Here is a 23295-nt window from a genome sequence, read left to right as displayed (position 1 = left end):
GTTACTCTTCCATCTCTGCTTTGGCGACCTCCGCGCCGGCGAACTCGAGCACCTCCTTGGCCCCGCCCTCGGAGTAGCCCTGTTCCATCAGCGCGTCGATCCACGCGGAGCGCTCGTCGTCGTCGAACTCGTTGGCGCTCACCAGCGCGGAGAAGTTGATGTTGTGCTTCTTGTCCTCCCAGAGCTTGCGCTCGAGCGCGCGGCGCAGGCGCTCGTTGTCCTGCGGGTTGAACGCTTCACCTTCGCGCGCACGGCGGGAGACCCAGTTCGAGACCTCCTGCCGGAAGTCCTCCTTCCTGTCTTCGGGAATGTCGAGTTTCTCCTCGACGCTTCGCAGGAACGTCTCGTCGGGCTCTTGCTCGCGGCCCGTGAGTTCGTCCTCGATGGTGTCGTCGTCGATGTAGGCCATCACGTGATCCATGTACTTCTCGCCCTGGCGCTGGATCTCGTCGAGGTCGTAGGCCAGCGCGTGGCGGACGTCCTCGATGGCCCGCTCCTTGTACTCTTCGCGCACGGTCTCGAGGTAGCGGTAGTACTTCTCGAAGTTGTCCTCCGGAATCGAGCCGTGGTGCTCGAGGTTCTCCTCGAAGAAGTTAAACACCGTCAGCGGCGAGAGGAAGCCGCGCTGGCGGTGTTTGGAGTCCATGATCGCCTCGGCGATCTCGTCGCCGATGAACCGGGGAGAGACGCCGACCATGCCCTCGCCGATTTCGGCCGTCGCCTCGGCCTCTTCGCGGAGCTTCTTGATGTCGATGTCGTCGCCCTCGTCGATCTCGCCGTTGTAGGCCTTGGCTTTCGAGAGCAACTCGACGGTTTCGGTGTCGGGCTCCTCGATGCGCGTGAGGACGCCGAAGAGGCCCGCCATCTCGAGGGTGTGGGGCTCGACGTTGATGTCGGGGACATCGGCGTTGCTCAGCATCTTGTCGTAGATGTTGGCCTCGTCCTCGTAGCTGAGGACGTACGGGAAGTCGATCCGCTTGGTGCGGTCGTTGAAGGCCTCCATCTTCTCGTCGCCCTTCTTGTCCTTGTACTCGGGCATGTTGGTACGACCCACGATCACCTGGTCGATGTCGATTCGCGGGTTGTTCTTGGGCTTGATCGTCTGCTCCTGGGTCGCGTGGAGGAAGTCATAGAGGAACTCCCGCTGAAGTTTGAGCAGCTCTTCACCGGAGAAGATGCCGCGGTTGGCGTTACAGAAGGCACCCGAGTAATCGAACGCGCGCGGGTCGCTCTCGCCGTAGATAGCGATCTTGGAGTAGTTGACGTCTCCCGTCAGCTCCGTCTCGTCCTGGTTCTTCTTGTCCTTGGGCTCGAACGTCTCGAGGCCCTGGCGCTTGTTCTCGTCGGCGACGAAGCGGACGATCTCGATGTGGTTCTCGAGGACCTGCTGGAGGTCATCGTCGTAGTACGCCAGCAGCCGATCTATGTAGAACTCGCTTTCGGGGTCCAGCGCCTGCTCGTTCTGGATCGTGTACGGCGCATCGAGGTTCTCGTTGAGGTCGTCGATGACCCGCTGGCGCTGCTCGACGGGGAGCAAGACAAGCGGATCCTGGTTCATCGGTGACCGGACGGTGTCGTCGGCCGGGTCCTGGTCCTGAATCACGTCACAGAGGTTGGTCCACTTGAAGGTGTACATCCGCCCGTCGTCGCGAAGCGTGTAGTCCTCGAAGTACCTGCGGACCTGCTTGTCGAAGTGGGACTTCCCGGAGCCGACCGGGCCGAGGAGGAGCTTGATCCGGCGCTCGGGACCGAGGCGTCGAGCACCCGATTTGACCTTGTTCACGAACTCGTGGATCGACTGGTGGATGATCTTTCCGTAGAACGTGTTCTCACCGCCACCCAGCGGGTCCTCGCTCGCCAGTTGGTACTCGACTACCCCCTCAGTTTCGTCGTAGGTGGTGCCGTAGTAGTCGAACATATCCGCGACGCGCTGGTGGGCGTTGCGGGCAATCTTCGGGTCCTCGTACACCGCCTCGAGGTACCAGTCGAAGGACTTGGTTTCCCGCAGGTCTGCGGGCATCGATTCCTGATAATCCGTACTGAGCTGCTCGAGTGTCTCGATGTCACCGGTCATGGTATCATTGCCAGTTGCGGGGTTCTCCCGTCTGCAGTGCAGTCGTCCATTCGTGTGCGGACGACGTGAGCGGACGTCGTTCGACCGATCGGGCCGTCTCGTGGTCGAACCGTCGGAATCCGTCGCGTCGCGTCACCCGACGTGAGCGCGTCGTACTCGTCGGACTCCTCGAGCGGATTCTCGCGGAGCGCGACTCCGTCGCGGGCGGCTATATTGCGTGTCATGTGTCGTCTCTTCCACTCGCTGTCGTGCGGTGACCCCGCTGGCCGCGGACGACGATGCGCCGGGGACGGGCGCGGAGTGGATCGGTCCGCCGAACGGATACCGATAGTATTTAATGAGTGAGTAATCCAGGTACTTAGCCTTAGCCCCAAAAGGTATTTGTCAGAAGTTTATTGCAGGTAAATACTGCCAGAAGTCTATATTGGTGCTCGGTATCACACCCCATATTCGGCGGTCTATCGGATAAATCACCGGCCTGCAGCGTCCACGTCAGCTCGCGCGCACTCTTCTACCGCCGGTTTGTCACGACGATCCCGACGGGTTCGATAGACCGCTGTCGGCCGGCTCGATCCGTCGCTCCCGACCGGCGAACCGGTGGGCCGGGCGGCCCATCGACGACTGATTCCGGTGTCGACGGGGAGGCCGTCCACCGATTCGGTGGCTACTAGAGGCGGGCAGTCCTAGCGACTCCCATGTCGGATTCGGAGACGGACGACGGGATCGACCGCTCGCGGCTCCCAGACGGCTGGACCGTCTGGAGCCAGGGGGAAGACGGCCGGCTCGTCCTCGCGTACCGACCGGACGTCTTCAACGCCGCGGACTTCCCGGCACCCTGTCTGCCGACGCTGTATCTCACCCACGGCAAGCGGACCCGCCGCCCCGGCGTCAACCCCGCCGATACTGCCGACTCCGCGGACTGGTTCGTCACCCTCTATCTCGAGCCAGATGTCTCGCTGAACGAGACACTTCGATTTCCGACCCGGGAGGCAGCCCTCGAACGGACCGTTGCACTCGCCCGCCAGTTCGACGACGGCGAGATCGACTACCGATCGCTCTATCAGGTCCCTCGCGAGGAGTACTTCGACCGCCTCGACGACCTCACCGGCGACGATAGCGCGGAGTGACCGCGCTCGAGTCCGAATATATCGCCTGGCACTCCGATCAATCCCTCTCGCCGTGACACTCCGGTCGATCACCGGGACGTGACGCTTAACCGCCAGTGGCAACTACGCGTGGGTATGTCGACCGTTACACTCGTCGGTTCCCGGCTGGCCGAGCCCGGAACCGAGTTCGTCTATCAGGGCGAGGCCGACGGCTGCGCCGGCTGTCCCTACCGCAGTCAGTGTCTCAATCTCCAGCCCGGAACGAAGTATCGCATCACCTCCATCCGCGAGAACGCCCAGACGCTCGAGTGCGCCATGCACGACGGCGGCGTTCGCGCCGTCGAGGTCGAACCCGCGCCGACGCGCGCGAACATCACGTCCAAGGGAGCGTTCGCCGGTAGCAAGACGAGCCTCCCCGGTCCCTGTCCCTACGTCGCCTGTCCGAGCCACGAGTACTGCGAGCCTGACGGCGTCGACTTCGACGAGGAGTATCGCATTCGAGAGATCATCGGCGAGCCGCCACACGATGTTTGCCATCTCGACCGGCCGCTCGAGTTAGTCGAACTCGAGACCGACGACTGACGCGTCGGTTGCGGCACCCGACTCGAGAACCGCAATCGATCGCTCGGTGACTCTCACCTGCCCCCTCCGTCACCGATTCGAAATCGATATTTTCCACTCCAGTCCCGTCAAGGGTCGTCACGTCACAGCGCCGGCAATCGCCAGGAGCCCCGCTCCGAGCAGTCCGGCGATCCCCGCGCCGACGAAGGCCGGCGTGTACGTTCCCACGAGGTCGTACGTGAGGCCGGTGGCCCAGGGAGCGAGCAGCCCCGAGACGGCGAAGGAGACCGACACAAGCCCGAAGATCGCATTGGGGTTCGCCGTCCCGAACAGATCCACCGTCAGCGGCGAGAGCAGCGCGCCGTTGCCCCCGTAGGCGATCCCGAAGATCACAGCGAAGCCGTAGAGTCCGAGCGGGGAATCGATGAAGGGGAGAGACAGCGTTGCTGCCCCCATGACGCCCGAACACGCGACGAACGTCCGAACGCGACCGAATCGATCCGCGAGCCCACCGATCCCGATCCGAGCCACCGCCGTCGTCCCGCCGATCGTCGCGAGCGCCACCGCACCCGTTTCCTCCCCGAGACCGATATCACCAGTGTGGGGGACGATATGAACGAGTACCGCGTACAGGGTCGCATAGACGAGTACCCAGCCCGTCATGACCAGCAGGAACTGCCGCGAGGTCGCGACGGCGACGAGCTCGCGCCGGTAGGCCTGCCACTCCGGCGGGTCGCGGTCTGGAACGCCGTCCGGGAACTCGTCGCCCGGGTCGGTATCGCTCGAGGCCGGGTCGTCGGCGAACAGCGGCGTCACGAGCGCGACGGCGACCGTCGCGGCGACGACGAGTGCGAGGAACGCGTACCGCCACTCGAGGACGTCGATGAGCGCGCTCGCGGCGGGCGACATCGCGACCATCCCGATGCCGAGGCCGGCCGTCGCGATGCCGGTCGCGAGGCCGCGGCGGCGCTGGAACCAGCGCGGAACCGTGGCGTAGGAGACCACGTAGATCACACCGAGTCCAATCGCCGTGAGGACGCCGTAGGCGAACAGGAGCCCGGCGTACGAATCCGTCTGACTCGTCCAGACGCCACCGATCGCGAGCGTGACCGCACCGAACGCCAGCAGGCGCCGGACGCCGAAGCGGTCGGCGAGAACGCCCAGAGCCGCTGCCGAGAGGTAGATGACGACCGTCTGCAGGGAGAAGACCAACGAGACGGCGGACCGGGAAATTTCGAGGTCCCGCTGCATCGGACCGAGGAAGACGCCGAAGGCATAGGAGAGACCGAAGACGACGAAGGCACCGACGAAGCCGCCGGCGACGACGTACCAGCCGCGGTAGACGCGGCGATCGGCCGTCGGTTCCGTTCCGTCGACCACGCAAGCGGTATTGCCGGATCGATCCGAGCCGCCGTTGGGACACATTCGATCGTACTCTTCCGCCGCGGCACATAATGTTTAACACGGTATTTGTGGTTTGCTTATATATAATCTGCAGAGAGGACAGCGGCGACCGGGAACGTCGTCGAACGGCTCAGAAATCGAATCGCTGACGTCGTCGAACGATGGATGCCGAGCCCGTTTCTGTTCGCGATCATTCTGTCTTACGTCGTGTTCGTAGTCGGGATGATCTCGAGGGACAGGGGCCGACGGAAATGGTCCAACACTGGTACGACGGGTTCTGGGCATTCCTCACGTTCGCGATGCAGATGGTACTAATAATCAGGACCGAGTTCGTGATCGCGTATCACCCGCGAGTCAACGACGCGCTCCGGCGGCTGGCAGCGATTCCGAACAGTAGCAGACAGGCCATCGTCCTCGTCGGCGTCGTGTCGATGGGGCTGGCCTGGATCCACTGGGGGCTCAGCCTCGTCGTCGGCGCGATCTTCGCTCGAGAAATGGGGAGGGCGCCTACCGGGAGGGGATCACGGTCCACTATCCGCTGCTCTGCGTGGCGGGCTACATGGGACTGGGGCTCACCTGGCACTGGGGATTATCCGGCTCGGCTCCCCTCTTGCTCGCCGCGGCGGGCAACGAATTCATCGAACTCGGCGTCATCGACGAACCGGTCGGCACGTCCGCGACGGTCTTCAGCGGGTACGCGCTCGCGCTCACCGCGCTATCAATCGTGTTCGCGGCGATCATCCTGTTCCTGCTCCCGTACTGACCGGAACAGGCTCTGCCTCATGACTCGAAACCAACGGGTCCCGCCTACTCCGCCTCGAGCTCGCCGTCCTCGAGCCACGAGCCGGCCCAGCACTCGATTTCCCCGAAGACGGGTTCCAGCGACTCGCCCTTGTCGGTGAGACTGTAGAAGGTGGCGACGGGGGCGTCTTCCTCGAGGCGACGTTCGACGAAGCCCATCTCGCCGAGGTCGTCGAGCACGCGCGAGAGGGTCCGTGCGTTCGCGCCGGTCGATCGCTTGAGTTCGTTGAAGCGCTGTTCGCCGTCCAAGAGTTCGTGGAGCACCGCCAGCCGCCACTGGGAGCCGATCTGCTCGAGGGAGGCGATGACGGGACAGGCGTCGTCGTGTGTCTCGCGGGATTTCGTTTGCGGGGATGACATCGGTGGTATCTGGTCACGGCTACGTCGCGAACCGTTTTAGTAGTTCGGTTCCGAACCGGATAACATCGTGTTAGTAGATTGCGGGAGGACAGCTCTGACGCCGACCGGAGATCGATCGACGGAGGGACCGCGATGACGAACGACGGGTCGAGCGCCGGTGATGGAACCGACGCCCTCGAAATCGACGTCGACGAAACCGACGGGTCGCTCTACCGAATCCTCTCGAGTGCGGTCGTCCCGCGACCGATCGCGTGGGTCAGCACCCGGAGCGAGGACGGTGTCGACAACCTTGCGCCGTACAGCTTCTTCACCGTCGCCTCGGTCGAGCCGCCGGTCTTGCTGTTCGCGCCCGTCGACGGTGCCGAGGGACTCAAGGACACCCCGCGAAACGCTCGCGACACCGGCGAGTTCGTGGTCAACCTCGTGACCGAGGACCTCGCCGCGGTCATGAACGAAACCAGCGCCACGCTGCCGGCCGGCGAGAGCGAGTTCGATCACGCCGCCCTCGAGCGGGCCGACTCGACGGCGGTCGATCCACCGCGGGTCGCCGATGCGAGGGTGGCCTTTGAGTGTACCCTTCACGACCTCGTCGACGTCGGCGGCTCGACGCTCGTCCTCGGCGAGGTTCGCTACGTCCACCTCGCGGACTCGGTGACCACCGACGGGAAGATCGACGTCGAAGAGATCGACGCCGTCGGCCGACTCGCGGGAAGTCACTACGCGCGGACGAACGATCGGTTCTCGCTCGAGCGCCCGCCGTAGTCCGCGGTCGGTGTCGTGAAACCGCCACTTCTCAGACAGGAGCAACTGTCGCTACTGGCCGCAATCGCGTGTCCGTCGAGACGAACGGTCGGTTCGATGCACTCGAGTTGAGGCGGAAACGGTCGGAGAAGAGCGTGCTCCAAACGGCGCGTCCGGTTTGATCGGTGCAGGGTGTGAATGGAACGGTGTGTTTCGGAGGGACTGGGTGAGACAACGCGCCCTGCTATCGTGGCAACACGGGATCGCCACACCCTCCCCAGCCGATTCATTCGCTCACTTCGTTCGCTCTTTCATCCCTCGCACAGTGTTGTCGGCCGCCCTCACTGTGCTCACGGTTCCCTGCGGTCACCGCTCGCTTTTCGAGGCGCTCACACTGTTCGCGCCTCGCGACGCTCGGTCGGCCTGCTCACGGATCGCTTTGCTCTCCGTTCACCCTCGAGGCGCTCCCGCTGGTCGCGCCTCGCAGACAGCGCGCGCCACCGCACACCGGTTGACCAGTCGGAAGTGATACCTAGCTCGCTTCTATCGAACGGTCGCCGCTTCGTCCTCGAGCAGTGTTTCGATATTTTCCAGCGATCGCAGACTGACCGGCGCGGATCCCGCGTGGTGAATCGGGAGTTCGAACGCGATCCGACAGCGATCGCTGCCGAGGTCGTCAACGCGGTGTCCGGCGGCCGGAATCCCGGTCACGCGCCACGTCCACCGCCGCTCCGTACACTCCGTGATCCTGAAGGGGACCCAGACACCGGGGAGTCTGACCCGGCCGGTCGTCCCGGATCGAACCCGGCGATCGGTCGACTCCACGCCGCGGACGATCGGGGACCACTCCGGCCACTGCATCGTGTCGACGAGAATCTCCCAGGCGTCGGTCGCAGGGACGGCCACGACGTTCGAAACCTCGAGGCGACGGCCGTCGGGCGTCCGCGTCGTCCTGACTCGAGTCATGGGGGTCGCTACGCGCTCCCGACCTATGGGGATTGCCACGAAATGAGGCCGGACACGCTCACGGTGGGCAGATCAGTGCCGCCGACCTGAAAGTCACTGGCCGCTAGACTTTACTGGGGTGGCTCCCTCAGTCGCGCTATCCAATGGCTATACTCGAAGTAGACGGCCTCCGGAAGGAGTACGGCGACTTCGTCGCCGTCGAGGGCAGCTCCTTCGACATCGAGCGCGGTGAAGTCTTCGGCGTCGTCGGTCCCAACGGCGCGGGCAAGACGACGACGCTGAAGATGCTGGCCGGGCTGATCGAGCCCACCGCCGGCACCGCCGTCGTCGCCGGCCACACCCCCGGCGAGCCCGCGATGCAGCGCCGCCTGGGCTTTCTCCCCGAGGAGTCCCCGCTCTACGAGGAGATGACCGCGATCGACTACCTCGCGTTCTTCGCCGATCTCTACGACGTGCCCCGCGACGTGGCCCGCGAGCGGATCCACGACTCGCTGGACCGCCTCGACCTCGAGCACCGCGACAGGAAGATCGGCAACATGTCGAAGGGGATGCAGCGGAAGGTCGCGATCGCGCGGGCCCTGGTGAACGACCCCGACGTGCTGATCTTCGACGAGCCAGCGTCCGGGCTGGATCCGCTGACGACCAACTACATCATCGAGTTCACCGAGGAACTGAGCGACGAGGGCAAGACGATCGTCTTCAGCGCGCACAACCTCTTCCACGTCGAGAGCATCTGCGACCGGATCGTCATCATGAACGACGGCCGGATCGTCGCCCGCGGCACGCTCGAGGAGATCCGTGACGCCCACGGCGGCACCGAGTATCACGTCTACGCGACCGAAGACGGCAGCAAGGGCCTGACTGACGCCGGCTCGCCGATCGACGTGAGCCACGAGAACGGACAGGTCCGCCACGTCGTCGGCGATATGACGGCCGTCGACGCCATCCGAGAGACCGTCGAGGCGGCCGGCGGCCGCGTCACCGATATCCAGACGAAGACCCCGAGCCTGGAGGATATCTTCCTCGAGGTGGCGAGCGAGCCGGTGGAGGCCGAGACGTGAGCGCCGGCCGTCTCCGCGGGATCGTCTCGCGCACGGCCCGGATCGCTCGCTGGGAGGTCGCCCGGAGCGCCGGCACCGTCGATCGGAAGACTGCGCTCATCCTCGTCGTGATGGTGGCCGCGATCGGGACCGCGGGGTTCTCGGTCGCCGACGAGGGACTCGGCCTCGAGCGGGAGATCTACACGGTCGGCGTCGACGAAGATAGCCGGTACTACGACGTTGCCGTCGACAGCGAGCAGTTTCGCCCCGTCTCGCTCGAGGACGTCACGACCGACGGTGACGGAACCGCCGGCACCATCGCCGTTCGAGACGAGGCGTCCGTCGATGTCGTCGTGACTCGAGACGGTCGGATCGGCCACCTCGGCGACAACGGCGCGGCCGCCTACGACGCGTTTCGCGAGTCCGTCGAGTCGTACAACGGGAAGCTGATGGACGAGGAAGCCGACCAGGCGGCCGCGTACCCGGTGCTCGTCTCGATCGAGTATCAGCAGCGCGATCTCGGCGGGGCAACCGATTCCGGAGCCGGTGACGGAGCCGGGGACGGTGACGGAACCGATAGCGGAGACGGAACGAACGGCGGAAGTGGCGACGGAACCGGCGGAAACACGGACGGGAGCACCGGAGACGAATCCGGGGCGGACGAAAGCGGGACCGACGGCACCGGCGGAAGCGGGACCGACGACGGAGACGGCCGAACGCAGGTTCCCAACGTCGGCGACGGATCGACGTCGACGACGGCGCCGGATCGCCCCGGCTCGATTTCGCCGCCGTTCCCGTTCGAATCGCTCGTGCTTGCGTTCCTCTTCGTCGTCCCGATGAACTTCGTCATTCAGGCCTACGGGAGCACGATCATGGACGAGCGGGTCAAACGCCGCGGCGAACTGCTGCTCGTCTCGCCGGCCTCGAGCCGCGAGATCGTCGCGGGGAAGACCCTCCCGTACCTGCTCGGGCTCGTTGGCGTCGTCGTTGCGATCTCATGGGTGATCGAGGGCGGGCCGATAGCCGTCGCGGCGGCGCTACCGATCGCCCTGCTCTTCCTCGGGGCCACGTTCGTCGGGGCGATGCTCGCCCGCTCGTTCAAGGAACTCACCTTCGTGACGGTCACGATCAGCGTCTTCCTGACGACGTACACGTTCATTCCGGCGGTCTTCGCCGACGTGAACGCCATCGCGTTGATCTCGCCGCTGACGCTGGTCGTGATGGACCTCCAGGGCGAGGCGGTCCGACTCGGGGAGTACCTGTTCTCGACCGGCCCCTTCTACCTCGGCGGGGCCGTTTGCTTTCTGCTCGGGATCGGCGTCTACCGCGAGGAGGACATGTTCGCCCAGAAACCGATCCCGGCCAAAGTCGTCGACGCGATCGCGAACCGCATCCGCGGCCGCCGGAGCGTCTTCGTGCTGCCGATCCTGTTCATTCCGTTCGTTTTCGCGAGTCAACTCCTCGCGGTCGCCTTGCTGTTCGTCGTCCCCCAGACGGTCGCCGTGCCGCTGATCATCGTCCTCGCGGCGACGGTCGAGGAAATCGCGAAGAGCGTGCACGTCTACGCCGGCTTCGCCCGCTCGCGGTTCGAGCCGTCGCTGCGGACCGCCGCAATGCTCGGCGCGCTCTCCGGGGCCGGCTTCTTCGTCGGCGAGAAGCTCACCCACGTCGTCCAGTTCGTCGGCCTTCCCGATCTCCCGGTCGGCACCGCCGCGTTCGGTCCGGCCGTCTCGGACGAGCCGCTCATTCTCGCCGTCGTCTTTCTCGCGCCGCTCGCCTTGCACGTCGTTACAGCCGTCATCTCGGCACTCGGGGCGAGCCGCAGCCGACTCGGCTACGTCGGCGGCCTCATCGCGGCGATCCTCGGTCACGCGGCCTACAATCTGGGGGTGATCACCCTTGTCGCGTGAGCGCGACCGCGCCGGTGACGGTGAGATCGGCGGCGTTGAGAGCGGCGACGGTGAGAGCGACGACCGTGAGATCGGTACCAGCGAGAGCGCTCGAGCCGCGTGGCGGTCCCGCTCGAGCGGAACCGACGATCGCCGAGACTCGAGCCGGCGGGGGCCGAATCCCCCGGTGCGATCGGACGGCGGGACCGAGGCGGGCTCGAACTGGGGGGCACGATGGGCTGTCGCACGCCGCGAACTGGCCTCGTTGCGCTCCGAGAAGACGATCCTGCTGGCGCTCGCGATCCAGCTGTTCATCGCGGCCTTCTCCTCGTTTCTGGTCGTCGGCCTCGTCTCGCTGTCCGATCCGGGGGCGGTCGACGGCTATCAGACCGAGATCGCCGTCACGGGCGACGATACCGACACGCTACTCGCAGTCGCGAACGAACGAGACGGCGTTACTGCACAGCGCTACGACGACCGCGGGGCCGCCTACGACGCCTTCGATGCCGGCGCGGTGTCGGCCGTGCTCGATGCGAACAGAAATGACGACGGGCAACTCGTCGTCAGAGCGACCGCGCCCGAGTCGGGGCTCCAGACGACCCTGCTCGTCGTTCAGCTTCGGGACACCCTAGAGCACGTCGAGCGCGTCGAGCGCCAGGGACACGTGGAGAACGGGCGACTCGAGCAGTCACCGGTGCCGGTACCGGACGAGATCGAGGCGAGCCCGTACGTCGGCTTCACCTATACCATCCTGCTGCCGTTGCTGTGTTTCCTGCCGGTGTTCATCAGCGGCTCCATCGTCGTGGACTCGCTGATCGAGGAGCGCCAGCGGGGAACCCTCGAGTTGCTCCGCGTCGCGCCGCTTTCGCTCGCGGACGTGATCGACGCGAAGCTGCTGGCGACGGCGGCGCTGGCACCGTTGCAGGCGATCGCGTGGCTCCTCTTGCTCTCGTTCAACGGGACCGCGATCGCGAGTCCCGTGGCGCTTGTCGTTCTGGTGGCCGCGCTATCGTTGCTGGTCGTCGCCGGCGGGGTCGCGATCGCGCTGTGGGCACCCGACAGGCGGCAGGCCCAGTTGCTCTACTCGACGGCCACCGTCGGCGCGCTGGTCCTCGCGACCGTCCTGCCAGAGCACCCCGCGAACACCGTCGCGAAGTTCGCGATCGGGAATCCGACGCCGACGACGTGGGTGCTGCTCGCCGCGTACGGTCTGCTCGCGATCGGCGCGTTCGTCGCCCTCGAGCGCGGTCTCGATCGACTCGAGCCCGACTCGTTGTAGGCCGTCTCGAGACGGTACCCGCTCTATGCGACGCGTTTTGACGGGACGACGATGCCAGATCCTAAACGCTTAGTCCCTCTAGGGGTGCGTATCTTGTAATGAGTAACCCCGATCCACCGGATCAGGAGCGGACGGACCGAGAGCCGCCCGATCAGGAGCAGCGGGCCAGCGAGCCGCCCGAGCAAGAACAGGTCCGAGAGGCGGTCGAACGATCCAGAAGCGGCGCACCGGCGGTCGGTGCGGTCGTTCGCGATCGCTTCTCCGCCGACGAGGTCTTCCAGCGGATCGTCGCCGCGGCCGACGAGGAGGTCACGTCTGGGAGCCGCGAACTCTTCTTCAGCGGCATCGCCGCCGGCTTCGCGATCACGATCACGGTCTTGCTGTACGCATCACTGTACGCCTCGACCGACGGCCATCCGATACTGAGCGCGCTGCTCTATCCGCTCGGCTTCATCTACATCATCATCGGCGGCTACCAGCTCTACACCGAGAACACGCTCCCGCCGGTCGCGCTCTCCCTCGAGCGAATCGCGAGTATTCCCGCGCTCTTGCGCCACTGGACGATCGTGCTCGCCGGAAACTTCACCGGCAGCGCGATCGGTGCGGCGGCGCTCGCGTGGGGCGGCGTGTTTTCGCCCGAAGCGGCCGACGCGGCGATGTATCTCGGGACTCACGGCATGGAAACGGCGTGGCTCGATCTGTTCTTCAAGGCGACCTTCGCCGGCCTGATCGTCGCCGGCGTCGTCTGGGTGGAGTACTCCGCGCGCGAAACGATCGCACGAATCGTCATCGTCTACTTGGCGTTCCTTGCGATCCCGATCGGCAACCTGTTCCACGTCGTCACCTCGTTCACCGAGATGGCCTACGTCGTTTTCCTCGGCGAGTTCGGTCTCTTCGCCGGCCTGACTCAGTTCGTTCTCCCGGTCCTCCTCGGAAACACCATCGGCGGCATCTTGCTGGTGACCGTCGTCAACTACTTCCAGACGAGTGAACGCCGCCTCGAGTCGGCCCGATTCGAGGGGAACGAACGGCAGCTTTCGATGCGGGAGTGGCTGTTCGGGGGCTACGTCGGCCGGTCGTACGTTCCCCTGATCGACACCGCCGGCGTGTCGGAGATCGAAGAGAGCGGGACGTACCGCGTGCTCGTTCCGATCTCGAATCCGCGCACCGAGTCGCGGATCGTTGATCTGGCCTGTACGCTGGCGAACGACCACGAGAACGCGGTCGTCCACGCCGTCCACATCGTCCAGATACCCAACCGGCGGTCAATGCGCTACGGCTCCGGACGGAACGAACGGATCATCTCGGAATCCGAGAAAAAGATGGAAGGGCTCCGGGACACGATTTCGTCGTACGACATCGACTACGAAACCTCGACGGTCGTCTCCCACCGCTCGTTCGAGGACGTCTTCGACACCGCGGAGCGCGAACGGGCGGATCTCGTCGTCCTCGGCTGGGGCGACAATCAACCGTGGGGAGCGGGGCCCGCCGAGAGTCGGATCAGAAAGCTGACCAACAATCTTCCCTGCGATTTCCTCGTCCTCAAGGACCGAGACCTGGACACCTCGCGGATCCTCCTGCCCACCGCCGGCGGTCCGGACTCGGATCTCAGCGCCGAAGTCGCTCGAACGCTCGTGCAAGCGGACGGATCGAACATCTCCCTCTTGCACGTCGTCGATGACGCCGAGGAGCGCGCGGCCGGTCGGACGTTCCTCGCGAACTGGGCGTCCGAGCACGACCTCGAGGATGCCGACCTCACGATCGACGACTCCGGCGATATCGAGGGGGCGATCTGTCGCGAAGCCGCCGATCACTCGCTCGTGATCATCGGCGCGACGGAAGCGGGACTCCTCTCGCGGCTCGTGAGCGACTCCCTCCACATGGACGTCGTCAACGAGGTCGACAGTTCGGTCCTGCTCGCCGAGCGACCCAGCAAACGAAACGTCATCCGCCGACTGCTGGGCAGATAGCCGAGTCGACAGTCGCTACGGAAAACCAGAAGCGAGAACGGTGCGCTTCGAACCGTGCTCCCGTCGTGCGATGGGGTGGCTAGTGATTTTCGGTGGTGACTGCCGCTCGATGGGGTCCGGTACCTGCTCCTGACTGAGTCGGGAAACGAGCGATTAGTCCGGCAAATGACGACGTTCAATCCGTTGTCGGTGTGATTAGCTATGGGCTTCGGTAGAAACCGTCGTCTCATGGCAATACACTGGATTACGAGGGTGAAACTACTCGTGGGCAGCGGACTCATCGCGGCGGGATTACTCGCTCCGCTGTTATGGCACTAGATCGGTCCGACGGTGTCGGGCATCGATTGCCGCACCACGTACTGTTTTTGTGCCGGTTTCCGTACCGTCGCTATGGAGTACACGACACTGGGTTCGACCGGCATGCAGGTTAGCCGACTCTGTCTGGGCTGTATGAGTTTCGGCTCGAGCGACTGGCGCGAGTGGGTGCTCGACGATGAGGAGAGCACGGAGATCATCGACCGCGCGATCGATCTTGGGATCAACTTCTTCGATACCGCGAACCTGTACTCGCGGGGCGAGTCAGAGCGGATCCTGGGCGAGGCGCTCGAGGGCCACCGCGAGGAGTCGGTGGTCGCGACGAAGGGCTTCTTCCGGATGCGCGACGACGACCCGAACTCGGGCGGTCTCTCCCGAAAGGCGATCGAACAGGAACTCGCGGCGAGCCGCGAGCGACTGGGGATGGACACGATCGACCTCTATCAGCCCCACCGCTGGGATCGAAAGACGCCGATCGAGACGACACTACGCGCGCTCGACGACGCCGTTCGCCGCGGACACGTCCGCTATATCGGTGCCTCCTCGATGTGGGCTCACCAGTTCGCCGACTCGCTACACACCAGCGACCGGCTGGGCCTCGAGCGCTTCGCCACGATGCAAAACCACTACAACCTCGTCTACCGCGAAGAGGAGCGCGAGATGCTCCCGCTCTGCGACAAAGAGGACGTTGGCGTCATGCCGTGGTCGCCGCTGGCTCGAGGCTATCTGACCCGACCGCACGAGGAGATCGACGCCACGACCCGCGGCGAGACCGAGGAGTACCTGTACGAACACCCCTACCGCGAGGGCGGCGGCCAGGAGATCAACGAGCGGGTCGCGGACCTGGCGGACGACAAGGGCGCGACGATGGCCCAGATCGCCCTGTCGTGGCTGCTGCACAAGGACTGGGTCGACGCACCGATCGTCGGCACGACCAGCGTCGAACACTTAGAGCAGGCCGTCGAAGCGCTCGAGATATCGCTCTCCGAGTCGGATCTGGAGTACCTCGAGGAGCCCTACGAGCCGGTACCGGTGTCCGGTCACCGGTGAGTCGGTTCGATACCCGGGTTCGGTTCGATGCCCGGGTTCGGTTCGATACCCGGGTTCGGTTCGATGACTGCATCGGTCCGACGATTGACTCCGTCGTCACTCCCGCGAACAGGACGTCGTCTCGGTCGTGTCGATTCCAAGCACATAGTTCCCGCCACAGAACCGAGTCGTCGCGTTGAACAGCAATCCGGCTGCGGCGATCGCTGACGTGACGGCGATAGCACGCCGATCAGTCAGTATCGCTGCGCCGGCGACTGCGAGCAACCAGATTCCCAGAACAGCCCTGACGATTCGATCGAGTCCGCCGACGTTTCGCTGCATACTCGCTCAAACGGATTACGGGGAGAAATCGGTACGGCCGAACCGCTCGGGCACGTTTATAAGCTACCGCAACTCGCATTCGCGATCGACGACGACCCGCATTCGACGGCGTCGTAACAGTTTTTGGGACACTCTTCGAACGGTTGACGTATGAAACGCGTTCGCATCACGCTCCGTCCGCGGGGTGCCTACGCGCCGCCGATCTACGAACGGCTGGCAGGCGGGGCCGACTACCTCGAGCGAGCGCGAATCGTCAACTGGAACGTCTCGAACCCGCCGACGGGGTTTCTGTTCCGGCTCGAGGGCGACTACCGGCGCTTCGAACGCGAACTGGCTGACAGTCCGATGGTCGCCGATTTCGAGGTGCTCCCGATCACGGACCGAGCGTGTTACTGTTTTCTCGAGGGAGCGGTGTCGTCGGCTGCTCGCTCGTTGTTCGAGAATTTTACCCGTGGGAGCCTGATGACGGTTCCGCCGATCGAGTGCAACGACGACGGGACCAACACGTTCACGATCGTCGGAACGGAGCACGATATCCAGGCCGCGGTCGACGGCGTTCCCGGCGGCGTCGACGTCACCGTCGAGCAGGTCGGCGGGAAACGGGTCGCCGCCGACAGCGTCGTCGGCCGGCTGTCCGACCGACAGCGGGATGCGGTCGAGGCCGCCCTCGAACTCGGCTATTATGACGTGCCGCGGACTGCGACGACCGCGGATGTCGCCCGCGAATTGGGCTGTGCGACGGCGACCGCGGCGGAACACCTCCAGAAGGCCGAGTCGACAGTGTTCGCGTCCCTGTTCGGCGAGTGAGTTCGACCCGGGCCCTCACCGACCGACTCACGGGAGCATCTCCGCGGCTTCGACGAGGTCCGTTTCGGTCTCCCATCGGTGTAGTCGGTCTTCCTCCTCGAGCAGGTCGAAAACGCTGTCCTGCATCCAGTCGAACGCCCGATCGTCGCCCGGGTACTCCCGCTTGAGGACGTGGCTCTTCTCGAAATAGTCGGACGTGCCCGCGAGCAGGCCCTGTTCGACGAGGAAGCCACTCGGCTCCGCCTCGGCGACGCCGACGATGTGAGTGACCAGATCCGCGACGAGGCAGAACTTCTGGATGCCGTTATTCCAGTCACCGCGAACGTCGACCATGCGAAACGCGTAGGCATCCGAGCGGCGGTTCAGCCGATCGACGACCAGATTCAGGCGTCGGATCGGCTCGCGGTCGTAGTTTCCGAGCACGAAGTACGAACGCTCGCTCTCGTAGACCGGCCGGAGTTCGCTCAGCGCGTGGAGGAGTTCCTCGTTATCCGCGAGCGAGAGCTCGGCGGCCTCGAGTCGCTCCGTCGCGCTCGCGAGGACCTCGTCAGGGACCGGCGGATCGTCATCTGTCATACGCGGTGATTTGCTCGAATTACGGATAGTAGTTACCGTGTCGTTTCCGTTTTCCGATACTTGGTGATCGCGCCCGGGGAGTTACGCCACAGTGATTCACCCCAGGGTAAACTACTTGGTGGCGCGTTCCGTAGGTGGTCGTATGAGTACCGACGTGGGGGCTCCCGAGGGGGCGAACGCACGCGAACTCGTCCACTTCGTGACCCAGGAGACGCGGTTCGCGTTGCTTGCCAACATTCTCCAACACCCCGAGGGACTGCCGTCGATGTACGAACTCGAGCAGCTGAATCCGAGCGTGAGCGAGGCGACCGTCTACAAGCACGTCCAGAAGCTGATCGACGCCGGCGTAGTCGAAGCGATCGCGCTCCCGGACGACGAGCGCCAGCAGGGCTATCCCTGGAAGTTCTACCGACTGACCGACGAGGGGCGTGCGTTCCTCGCAGAGCACAACCTGCTGGCGGCCGAGGAGACCCTCAAACGCATCTACGAGACGATTTCCGATAAACCCGAGAAGATGGTGAAATACGAGAACGCGCCTCGTCCCGATATCGAGTAGCTCACTCGAGGCGACGAACCGAATCGCTCGGGTCGACAGACGGGTTCGGACGCGCCAGCCGCCGCTCAGGAGAGGCGCGCGGCGATGTCGGCCTCGGTGATGATACCCACAGTTTCGCCGGCCTGCGTGATCATCACGGCTTTGTAATGCTCGAGCAGGTTGCTGATCTCGTCGAGAGTGGCGTCCTTCGAGACGGTGGGAAAGCTCTCGCTCATGTGTTCCTCGACGGGTTCGTCGCGGTCTTCGGAGTCGAGGTGGACCAGATCGGTCTGGCTGATCGAGCCGACCGGAATTCCGTCCTGGATGACCGCTAGCTGGGAGTACGCTTCCTCCTCCATCTTCCGAGCGGCCTCGCTGACGGAGTCGCCGGGAGCGACGTTGACGACCGCCTCGTTCATCAGATCGTCGGCGCGAATGACGTCGCTTTCGGCCTTCTCGAGGGCGTTGACGATCCGCCGGAGCGTCGACAGACGCGGGTCGACGTCGCCGCCTTCGATCCGTGCGATCAGCGGCTGGGAGACGTCGGCCGTCTCTGCGAGTTCGCTCTGCGTGAGCCCGAGTTCGGTACGGCGCTGTCGGAGGTCCGCTGGCGTCGGGAGTTCCATACGCAACAATAACTACGGGTTATAGAAAGAGCTTTGGGTGAGTCTCCGTTCCCGCCGCTGCGCTCGTCGACTACTCGTCGTCTTCTTCGGTTTCGATGATTTCGACGACCGAGAGCGGGACGTCCCGAAGCGCGCCGCCGACCTCGCTCTTCGCGATGCGGGAGGCGTGTTCCTCGCCGTCGGCGTTGAAGACCTCCATCTCGAGTCCGAGTCCGACGAGCGCGGTGTCGGCCGCGATAAAGGCGGAGTCGAACGGTTCCCCGCAGGCCGGACAGCCCGTCGCGCCGACCTCGACCTCGACGTAGTCCATATCTTCACTGTTGAGTCGTTTCCCGGCTTCGCTGACGGCGACGCCGATCGCGTCGTCGATCGCATCGACGTCACGAACGAGCCATGCCGCTTCCATCGCGACGAGATAGTTTCCCATACGTCATGGTCGGTCTGGGGGGTTTCCTGTCTTGCGGTTCGTCGGCGGTCGTCTTTGAGCAGGTCACTTCGACTCGCGTCCGCTCGCTTCCGTCGGCAATGGGCGGCGCGCACGCGAACAGAATCGTACCCATAAGTTACGAGAAAACACGGTGTGAACTCCCACCTGCATAGCCGTAGATCGTCTCTAATACGCCTGTAGTTGTACTCAATAAAAGCTGATTTGAATCGCAAGCAGGCGGCGACCCAATTGGCTGCCGAATGGCCATGATAGCGAATGAATCACACAAAGACTTATATATCCCCTCCGTTTGGGGATGGCTGAACGTCGATGATATCCCGAGCGTACCACGCGACGCTGTTCGTCCTGTATCAGCTGTGCATTGTGATCGGTATCGCCGCCATGCCACTCGCGATCGCCGCCCGTCAGGCAGGATTCACACTGCCGATCCACCGCATCCTCGCCAACGTCGAGGAAGCCTACGAAAACGCACAGCGCTGATCAACTGAGCCGAGACTGATTCTCCTGCTCGTCGACCGCCGAGCCACTGGCTCCATCAGTATCGCTTTTTCGTCCACCGCTCTCGTAGTTCTCTGTCAGGACCCTCACGGCGCTCGTCCACACTCGAATCGCTCTCGAGTCGAACTCACGTCGTTCCTCCGGCTCGAGACTGCCAATCCCCGCGGTCGGTGGAAGCGGAAACGGCAGTGGTGACCGCCGGTGTTTTATACCGTCCCGGCCGTATCATTCCAGCAATGCATACGCCTACAGACGACTCCGACTTCTCCCGGACGGTCGACCAGTTGGCCGACGATCCGAACCCCTACGAGCCGGAGATCGGTTCGATGCCCCAGAACGATCTCACGCGAGCGGACCTGGACAACGTCAACAAGACCGGGACGACGACGATCGGCATCTCCACTGCCGACGGCGTCGTGATCGCGACGGACATGCGCGCCAGCCTCGGCGGGCGCTTCGTCTCGAACAAGAACGTCCAGAAGGTCGAACAGATTCACCCGACCGGCGCGCTCACGCTCGTCGGCAGCGTCGGCGGCGCACAGTCGTTCATCTCGAGTCTCCGCGCCGAGGTCAACCTCTACGAGGCCCGTCGCGGCGAGAACATGAGCATCGACGCGCTGGCGACGCTCGCGGGCAACTTCGCCCGCGGCGGCCCGTTCTTCGCCATCCATCCGATTCTGGGCGGCGTCGACGAGGAGGGCAGCCACGTCTACAGCATCGACCCCGCCGGCGGCGTCATGGAAGACGACTACACCGTCACCGGCAGCGGGATGCAACTCGCTTATGGTCACTTAGAGCAGGCCTACGAACCGGACATGTCCACCGAGGAAGCGAAGACGGTCGCCGCACGGAGCATCAAGTCCGCCGTCGAGCGCGACACCGGCTCCGGTAACGGCGTCTTCCTCTGTGAGATCACCGACGAGGGCGTCGACATCCACGGCCATCACGACTTCGACGACGTGCTGTAAGTCGGCCGTACCGGCGGTCAGTCCGTAGCGACAGCTCGCGGATCCGTTCGAGCATCGTTTTTTCGTTTTCCGACCGGCTTACGCTGCACCCAAACGAGTGGTCACAAGAGGTGGTGCTCCCACCGGTCGCTCTTAAGACGGTGACGTTCGAGCGGCCGTCGGCGGTCGCTCCGATCCCATCTCAGGCACCGTCCGGAACGCTGACGAACACGTCCCGAGCCTCGGTCGCGTATTCGAGACGAACGGTGTACGTGAGACCGGCGAGGACCGTCATACAGACTCCGGAACTGGCCTCGAGCGAGAGGTCGACCACGTCACCGTACTTACTCCGGTAGACGCCGTCGACGGCGATCCCGTGACACGGCGTCGGTGCGACTGTATACCCGGTGATCTCGACGACGCCGTCGCCCAGATACTCGACGGTGTACTCGTCGTTTCCATCTGCGCTGCTGGAATCGGTGTTCGACTCGACGGAGACGACCGTCGGGCCGTCGCTCGTATCAGCGGTCGCTGACGTCGTCAGTGCTGTTCCCGCGAGGAGCGATGCGCCAGTTGCCTTCAGTGCGTTTCGGCGGTTCATGCCATTCGATAATTATTCGATAAGGGAACAAAAATTTATCTAGGTATTATTGATAGTACTGTGAACTCCCACCAACTCCCTAAAGGGCGATACCGCCTCAAGTAAACCGATCTGTTCGTGTAAAATCGTCTCGAAAGGAAGGCTGCCGTTGCTGCAACAGCGGATCGGAGGAGCGGGGGATCGAACTACTCGAGTCGCGTCGCCTGCTCGAGTTGGTGTTCGGACACGCGGGAGTCGTCGAGTTCGGTTGCCCGTCCCGACTCGCTCGAGCGGTAGATCGCGTCGATGACTCGCTGGACGGTCAGCGCTTCCTCGACGGTGTTCGTCTCCGGCGCTGTGCCCGCAGCGATAGTCGCGAGGAACTGCTCGTCCTGTTCGCCGTAGCCGGTCACGGCGGTATCGCCCGTCATATCGATGTCGGCGTAGTGATCGACGCCGTCCGTTCCGGCCTCGAGAATGTGGAGATCGGTGTCGCCGATATCGAACTGCGCGCCCGCCTGCGTGCCGCGGACTCTGAAGTCCATGCTCTGTTCGCGATTCGTCGCCCACGCGGCCTCGAGCGAGATGGTCTGGCCGCCCTCACAGCGGATGAAGGCGCTGACGGAGTCGTCGACCTCGTAGGTCTCAGCCTCGGCGTCCCAGTTGTCGCCGAAGCCGTCGGGGTCGGCGTACTCCTCGCTGGTTCCGAACGTGGTCCGGGTGACGCCGCTGACTTCGACGACTTCGGGGAAATCGAGCGCGTAGAGCGCGAGGTCGAGAGCGTGGACGCCGATGTCGAGCAAGGCGCCGCCGCCGGCGAGTTCGGGATCGGTGAACCACGACCCGGGGCCGGGGACGCCGCGCCGTCGGACGTAGTCGGCCTCGACGTGGGTCAGATCGCCGAACCGGCCGCGCGCGTGTTGTTCGTCGAACATGGCCATCGATGCGGCGTGACGGTTGTGGAACCCGACCATACAGATTCCGGGCGATTTCGCCGCCGCTTCGGCGATCCGTTCCGCACTCTCGAGGGTGTGAGCGAGTGGTTTCTCGACGAGGACGTCCAGCCCCGCCTCGAGGGCCGCGACGGCGATTGGCTCGTGGAATCGGTTGGGCGTCGTTACGATGACGGCGTCGACCGCGTCGTCGACGACGAGCTCGTCGTGCGTCTCGTAGGTCTGCGCGCCGAACTCCTGGGCGAACCGGTCGCGTTGCTCCGGAACGAGGTCCGCGCCGGCAACGACGTCAGCGCCGAGTTCTCGGACGCTCCGCGCGTGGAGATTTCCCATCCCACCGAGGCCGACGATGCCAACCCCGATTCCGTCGCCAATCATGTCCAGACCTCCGAATTCGTCTCAGCAGCAATGGAGGGGCAGTGAGAAACCAACCATTTCGAGATCATTTGTGTCCGATCCTGGTCCATGGAGTGTGGCAGTCGGCTATCGAAATAAGGGTTGTGACCGATTAATACGTACAGGCATTTCGTATTTCACGTATTACTATACTATTACGGTAGCATAGATCAGATATAGTGACTATTTCTAGTATTTTAGGAGACTGTTACCTCGCCGCTCTCCCGGCCGATACCGCCGGCCGGAAGCCGCTGTGATGGCAGTCCGTCAGTCCGTTTCATCGAGATTGACCGCGACAACGGCGCGTCAGTACGACCGACAATATAAGCATCCGGACGGCGGACCGATGGGTCATGGTCGCAGTCACGATCTGGAACGAGTTCCGCCACGAACGCGAGGACGACGCAGTTGCGGCCGTCTACCCCGACGGCATTCACGAGACCATCGCCGACGCGCTCGCCGATGACCACGAGGTTCGGACCGCGACGCTCGACGAACCCGACCACGGTCTCACCGACGAGGTCCTCGAGTCGACTGACGTCTTGCTCTGGTGGGGCCACGAGGCCCACGACGAGGTCAGCGACGCGGTCGTCGACCGCGTCTGCGAGCGCGTCCTCGAGGGGATGGGGTTCATCCCGCTGCACTCGAGCCACTACGCGAAGCCTTTCAAACGCCTTATGGGAACCGCCTGTAGCCTGCAGTACCGCGAGGACGGCGGCACCGAGCGGCTCTGGGTCGTCGATCCCGGACATCCGATCGCGGACGGACTGGACGAAGCGATCGAACTCCCCGAGACGGAGATGTACGGCGAGCCGTTCGACGTCCCCGAACCCGACCGGCAGGTGTTCGTCAGCTGGTTCGAGGGGGGCGAGGTGTTCCGCAGCGGCTGCTGTTACCGGCGCGGAAACGGACGGATATTCTACTTTCGACCGGGTCACGAGACGTATCCGATCTATGAGAACGAGGCGGTTCGGCGGGTCCTTCGGAACGCGGTCGCCTGGGCCAGCCCGACCACGGGCTCGCCGCGGTCGTTCGGAGAGCGGGAGTAGCAC

General features: G+C 64.3%; 25 protein-coding genes and 1 pseudogene. 15 read left to right on the top strand and 11 right to left on the bottom strand.

Going from position 1 to position 23295, the window contains the following annotated elements; genetic code table 11:
• Nucleotide 1: 1 nt before the first annotated feature.
• Together ACEWFR_RS09210 and ACEWFR_RS09205 are read right to left on the bottom strand one after the other, a co-directional pair.
• Nucleotides 2–2074 (bottom strand): PrkA family serine protein kinase, encoded by a 2073-nt coding sequence (locus ACEWFR_RS09210; RefSeq protein ID WP_374060737.1) that lies wholly within the window; start codon nt 2072–2074, stop codon nt 2–4.
• Entirely contained in the window at nt 2071–2298 is a 228-nt protein-coding gene (locus tag ACEWFR_RS09205; protein ID WP_374060736.1) for a hypothetical protein, read from the bottom strand. The genes ACEWFR_RS09210 and ACEWFR_RS09205 overlap by 4 nt, the downstream gene beginning before the upstream one ends.
• 471 nt (nt 2299–2769) lie before the next feature.
• On the opposite strand from ACEWFR_RS09205, the gene ACEWFR_RS09200 reads away from it, so the two are divergent.
• Nucleotides 2770–3201, top strand: coding sequence for a DUF5820 family protein (locus tag ACEWFR_RS09200; protein ID WP_374060735.1), 432 nt, complete (start codon nt 2770–2772; stop codon nt 3199–3201).
• Nucleotides 3202–3315: 114 nt separating this feature from the next.
• On the top strand, nt 3316–3762 hold the full coding sequence (locus tag ACEWFR_RS09195; protein WP_374060734.1) for a UPF0179 family protein: 447 nt from the start codon (nt 3316–3318) through the stop codon (nt 3760–3762).
• Between the two features lie 117 nt (nt 3763–3879).
• Here the strand turns inward: ACEWFR_RS09195 and ACEWFR_RS09190 are convergent, their stop codons facing one another.
• Nucleotides 3880–5166: an MFS transporter gene (locus tag ACEWFR_RS09190; protein WP_374060733.1), complete on the bottom strand. Its 1287-nt coding sequence runs from the start codon at nt 5164–5166 to the stop codon at nt 3880–3882.
• 140 nt (nt 5167–5306) lie between these two features.
• Between ACEWFR_RS09190 and ACEWFR_RS09185 the strand changes: the two are divergent.
• Together ACEWFR_RS09185 and ACEWFR_RS09180 are read left to right on the top strand one after the other, a co-directional pair.
• A pseudogene (locus ACEWFR_RS09185) lies at nt 5307–5663 on the top strand (TIGR00366 family protein); the annotation flags it as partial.
• Nucleotides 5664–5704: 41 nt separating this feature from the next.
• Entirely contained in the window at nt 5705–5908 is a 204-nt protein-coding gene (locus ACEWFR_RS09180) for a TIGR00366 family protein (protein WP_374060732.1), read from the top strand.
• Nucleotides 5909–5952: 44 nt separating this feature from the next.
• On the opposite strand, the gene ACEWFR_RS09175 is transcribed toward ACEWFR_RS09180, so the two are convergent.
• Entirely contained in the window at nt 5953–6306 is a 354-nt protein-coding gene (locus tag ACEWFR_RS09175; protein WP_374060731.1) for a winged helix-turn-helix transcriptional regulator, read from the bottom strand.
• A gap of 132 nt (nt 6307–6438) precedes the next feature.
• Here ACEWFR_RS09175 and ACEWFR_RS09170 point away from each other — a divergent pair, with 132 nt between their 5' ends.
• On the top strand, nt 6439–7068 hold the full coding sequence (locus ACEWFR_RS09170) for a flavin reductase family protein (RefSeq protein ID WP_374060730.1): 630 nt from the start codon (nt 6439–6441) through the stop codon (nt 7066–7068).
• A 522-nt stretch (nt 7069–7590) separates the two neighbouring features.
• Here the strand turns inward: ACEWFR_RS09170 and ACEWFR_RS09165 are convergent.
• Nucleotides 7591–8013, bottom strand: a complete 423-nt coding sequence (locus ACEWFR_RS09165) for an SRPBCC family protein (RefSeq protein ID WP_374060729.1) — start codon at nt 8011–8013, stop codon at nt 7591–7593.
• A 143-nt stretch (nt 8014–8156) separates the two neighbouring features.
• On the opposite strand from ACEWFR_RS09165, the gene ACEWFR_RS09160 reads away from it, so the two are divergent.
• From ACEWFR_RS09160 to ACEWFR_RS09140, 5 genes are all read left to right on the top strand, one after another.
• A complete protein-coding gene (locus ACEWFR_RS09160) occupies nt 8157–9074 on the top strand; it encodes an ATP-binding cassette domain-containing protein (protein ID WP_374060728.1) in 918 nt (305 codons plus the stop codon).
• Entirely contained in the window at nt 9071–10963 is a 1893-nt protein-coding gene (locus ACEWFR_RS09155; protein WP_374060727.1) for a PrsW family intramembrane metalloprotease, read from the top strand. The genes ACEWFR_RS09160 and ACEWFR_RS09155 overlap by 4 nt, the downstream gene beginning before the upstream one ends.
• Nucleotides 10964–11033: 70 nt before the next feature.
• Entirely contained in the window at nt 11034–12221 is a 1188-nt protein-coding gene (locus tag ACEWFR_RS09150; RefSeq protein WP_374060754.1) for an ABC transporter permease, read from the top strand.
• A gap of 98 nt (nt 12222–12319) precedes the next feature.
• Nucleotides 12320–14191 (top strand): formate/nitrite transporter family protein, encoded by a 1872-nt coding sequence (locus ACEWFR_RS09145; RefSeq protein ID WP_374060726.1) that lies wholly within the window; start codon nt 12320–12322, stop codon nt 14189–14191.
• Nucleotides 14192–14581: 390 nt separating this feature from the next.
• Complete coding sequence (locus ACEWFR_RS09140) at nt 14582–15556, top strand: aldo/keto reductase (RefSeq protein ID WP_374060725.1); 975 nt, start codon at nt 14582–14584, stop codon at nt 15554–15556.
• Between the two features lie 96 nt (nt 15557–15652).
• On the opposite strand, the gene ACEWFR_RS09135 is transcribed toward ACEWFR_RS09140, so the two are convergent.
• Entirely contained in the window at nt 15653–15877 is a 225-nt protein-coding gene (locus ACEWFR_RS09135; protein ID WP_374060724.1) for a DUF2892 domain-containing protein, read from the bottom strand.
• Between the two features lie 150 nt (nt 15878–16027).
• Here ACEWFR_RS09135 and ACEWFR_RS09130 point away from each other — a divergent pair, with 150 nt between their 5' ends.
• Nucleotides 16028–16684, top strand: a complete 657-nt coding sequence (locus tag ACEWFR_RS09130) for a helix-turn-helix domain-containing protein (protein WP_374060723.1) — start codon at nt 16028–16030, stop codon at nt 16682–16684.
• Between the two features lie 27 nt (nt 16685–16711).
• Here ACEWFR_RS09130 and ACEWFR_RS09125 read toward each other — a convergent pair whose 3' ends face one another.
• Nucleotides 16712–17260, bottom strand: coding sequence for a hypothetical protein (locus ACEWFR_RS09125; RefSeq protein ID WP_374060722.1), 549 nt, complete (start codon nt 17258–17260; stop codon nt 16712–16714).
• 142 nt (nt 17261–17402) lie between these two features.
• On the opposite strand from ACEWFR_RS09125, the gene ACEWFR_RS09120 reads away from it, so the two are divergent.
• Nucleotides 17403–17816 carry a helix-turn-helix transcriptional regulator gene (locus tag ACEWFR_RS09120; protein WP_374060721.1) on the top strand — a complete coding sequence of 138 codons (414 nt, stop codon included), beginning with the start codon at nt 17403–17405 and terminating at the stop codon, nt 17814–17816.
• 65 nt (nt 17817–17881) lie between these two features.
• On the opposite strand, the gene ACEWFR_RS09115 is transcribed toward ACEWFR_RS09120, so the two are convergent.
• On the bottom strand, nt 17882–18421 hold the full coding sequence (locus ACEWFR_RS09115) for a CBS domain-containing protein (RefSeq protein WP_098723762.1): 540 nt from the start codon (nt 18419–18421) through the stop codon (nt 17882–17884).
• A 70-nt stretch (nt 18422–18491) separates the two neighbouring features.
• A complete protein-coding gene (locus ACEWFR_RS09110; RefSeq protein WP_098723761.1) occupies nt 18492–18848 on the bottom strand; it encodes a DUF555 domain-containing protein in 357 nt (118 codons plus the stop codon).
• A 330-nt stretch (nt 18849–19178) separates the two neighbouring features.
• Here ACEWFR_RS09110 and ACEWFR_RS09105 point away from each other — a divergent pair, with 330 nt between their 5' ends.
• Together ACEWFR_RS09105 and psmB are read left to right on the top strand one after the other, a co-directional pair.
• Complete coding sequence (locus ACEWFR_RS09105; RefSeq protein ID WP_374060720.1) at nt 19179–19349, top strand: hypothetical protein; 171 nt, start codon at nt 19179–19181, stop codon at nt 19347–19349.
• A gap of 254 nt (nt 19350–19603) precedes the next feature.
• A complete protein-coding gene (gene psmB, locus ACEWFR_RS09100) occupies nt 19604–20335 on the top strand; it encodes an archaeal proteasome endopeptidase complex subunit beta (RefSeq protein ID WP_098723760.1) in 732 nt (243 codons plus the stop codon).
• Nucleotides 20336–20516: 181 nt separating this feature from the next.
• Here psmB and ACEWFR_RS09095 read toward each other — a convergent pair whose 3' ends face one another.
• Together ACEWFR_RS09095 and ACEWFR_RS09090 are read right to left on the bottom strand one after the other, a co-directional pair.
• On the bottom strand, nt 20517–20915 hold the full coding sequence (locus ACEWFR_RS09095; protein ID WP_374060719.1) for a hypothetical protein: 399 nt from the start codon (nt 20913–20915) through the stop codon (nt 20517–20519).
• 185 nt (nt 20916–21100) lie between these two features.
• Nucleotides 21101–22225 carry a Gfo/Idh/MocA family protein gene (locus ACEWFR_RS09090; protein WP_374060718.1) on the bottom strand — a complete coding sequence of 375 codons (1125 nt, stop codon included), beginning with the start codon at nt 22223–22225 and terminating at the stop codon, nt 21101–21103.
• Between the two features lie 371 nt (nt 22226–22596).
• Here ACEWFR_RS09090 and ACEWFR_RS09085 point away from each other — a divergent pair, with 371 nt between their 5' ends.
• Complete coding sequence (locus ACEWFR_RS09085) at nt 22597–23292, top strand: ThuA domain-containing protein (RefSeq protein WP_374060717.1); 696 nt, start codon at nt 22597–22599, stop codon at nt 23290–23292.
• The last annotated feature ends 3 nt before the right edge of the window (nt 23293–23295 follow it).

The organism is Natrinema sp. H-ect4 (genome assembly GCF_041894845.1).
GTDB lineage: Archaea > Halobacteriota > Halobacteria > Halobacteriales > Natrialbaceae > Natrinema.
This window is presented reverse-complemented; position numbering and strand designations above follow the sequence as displayed.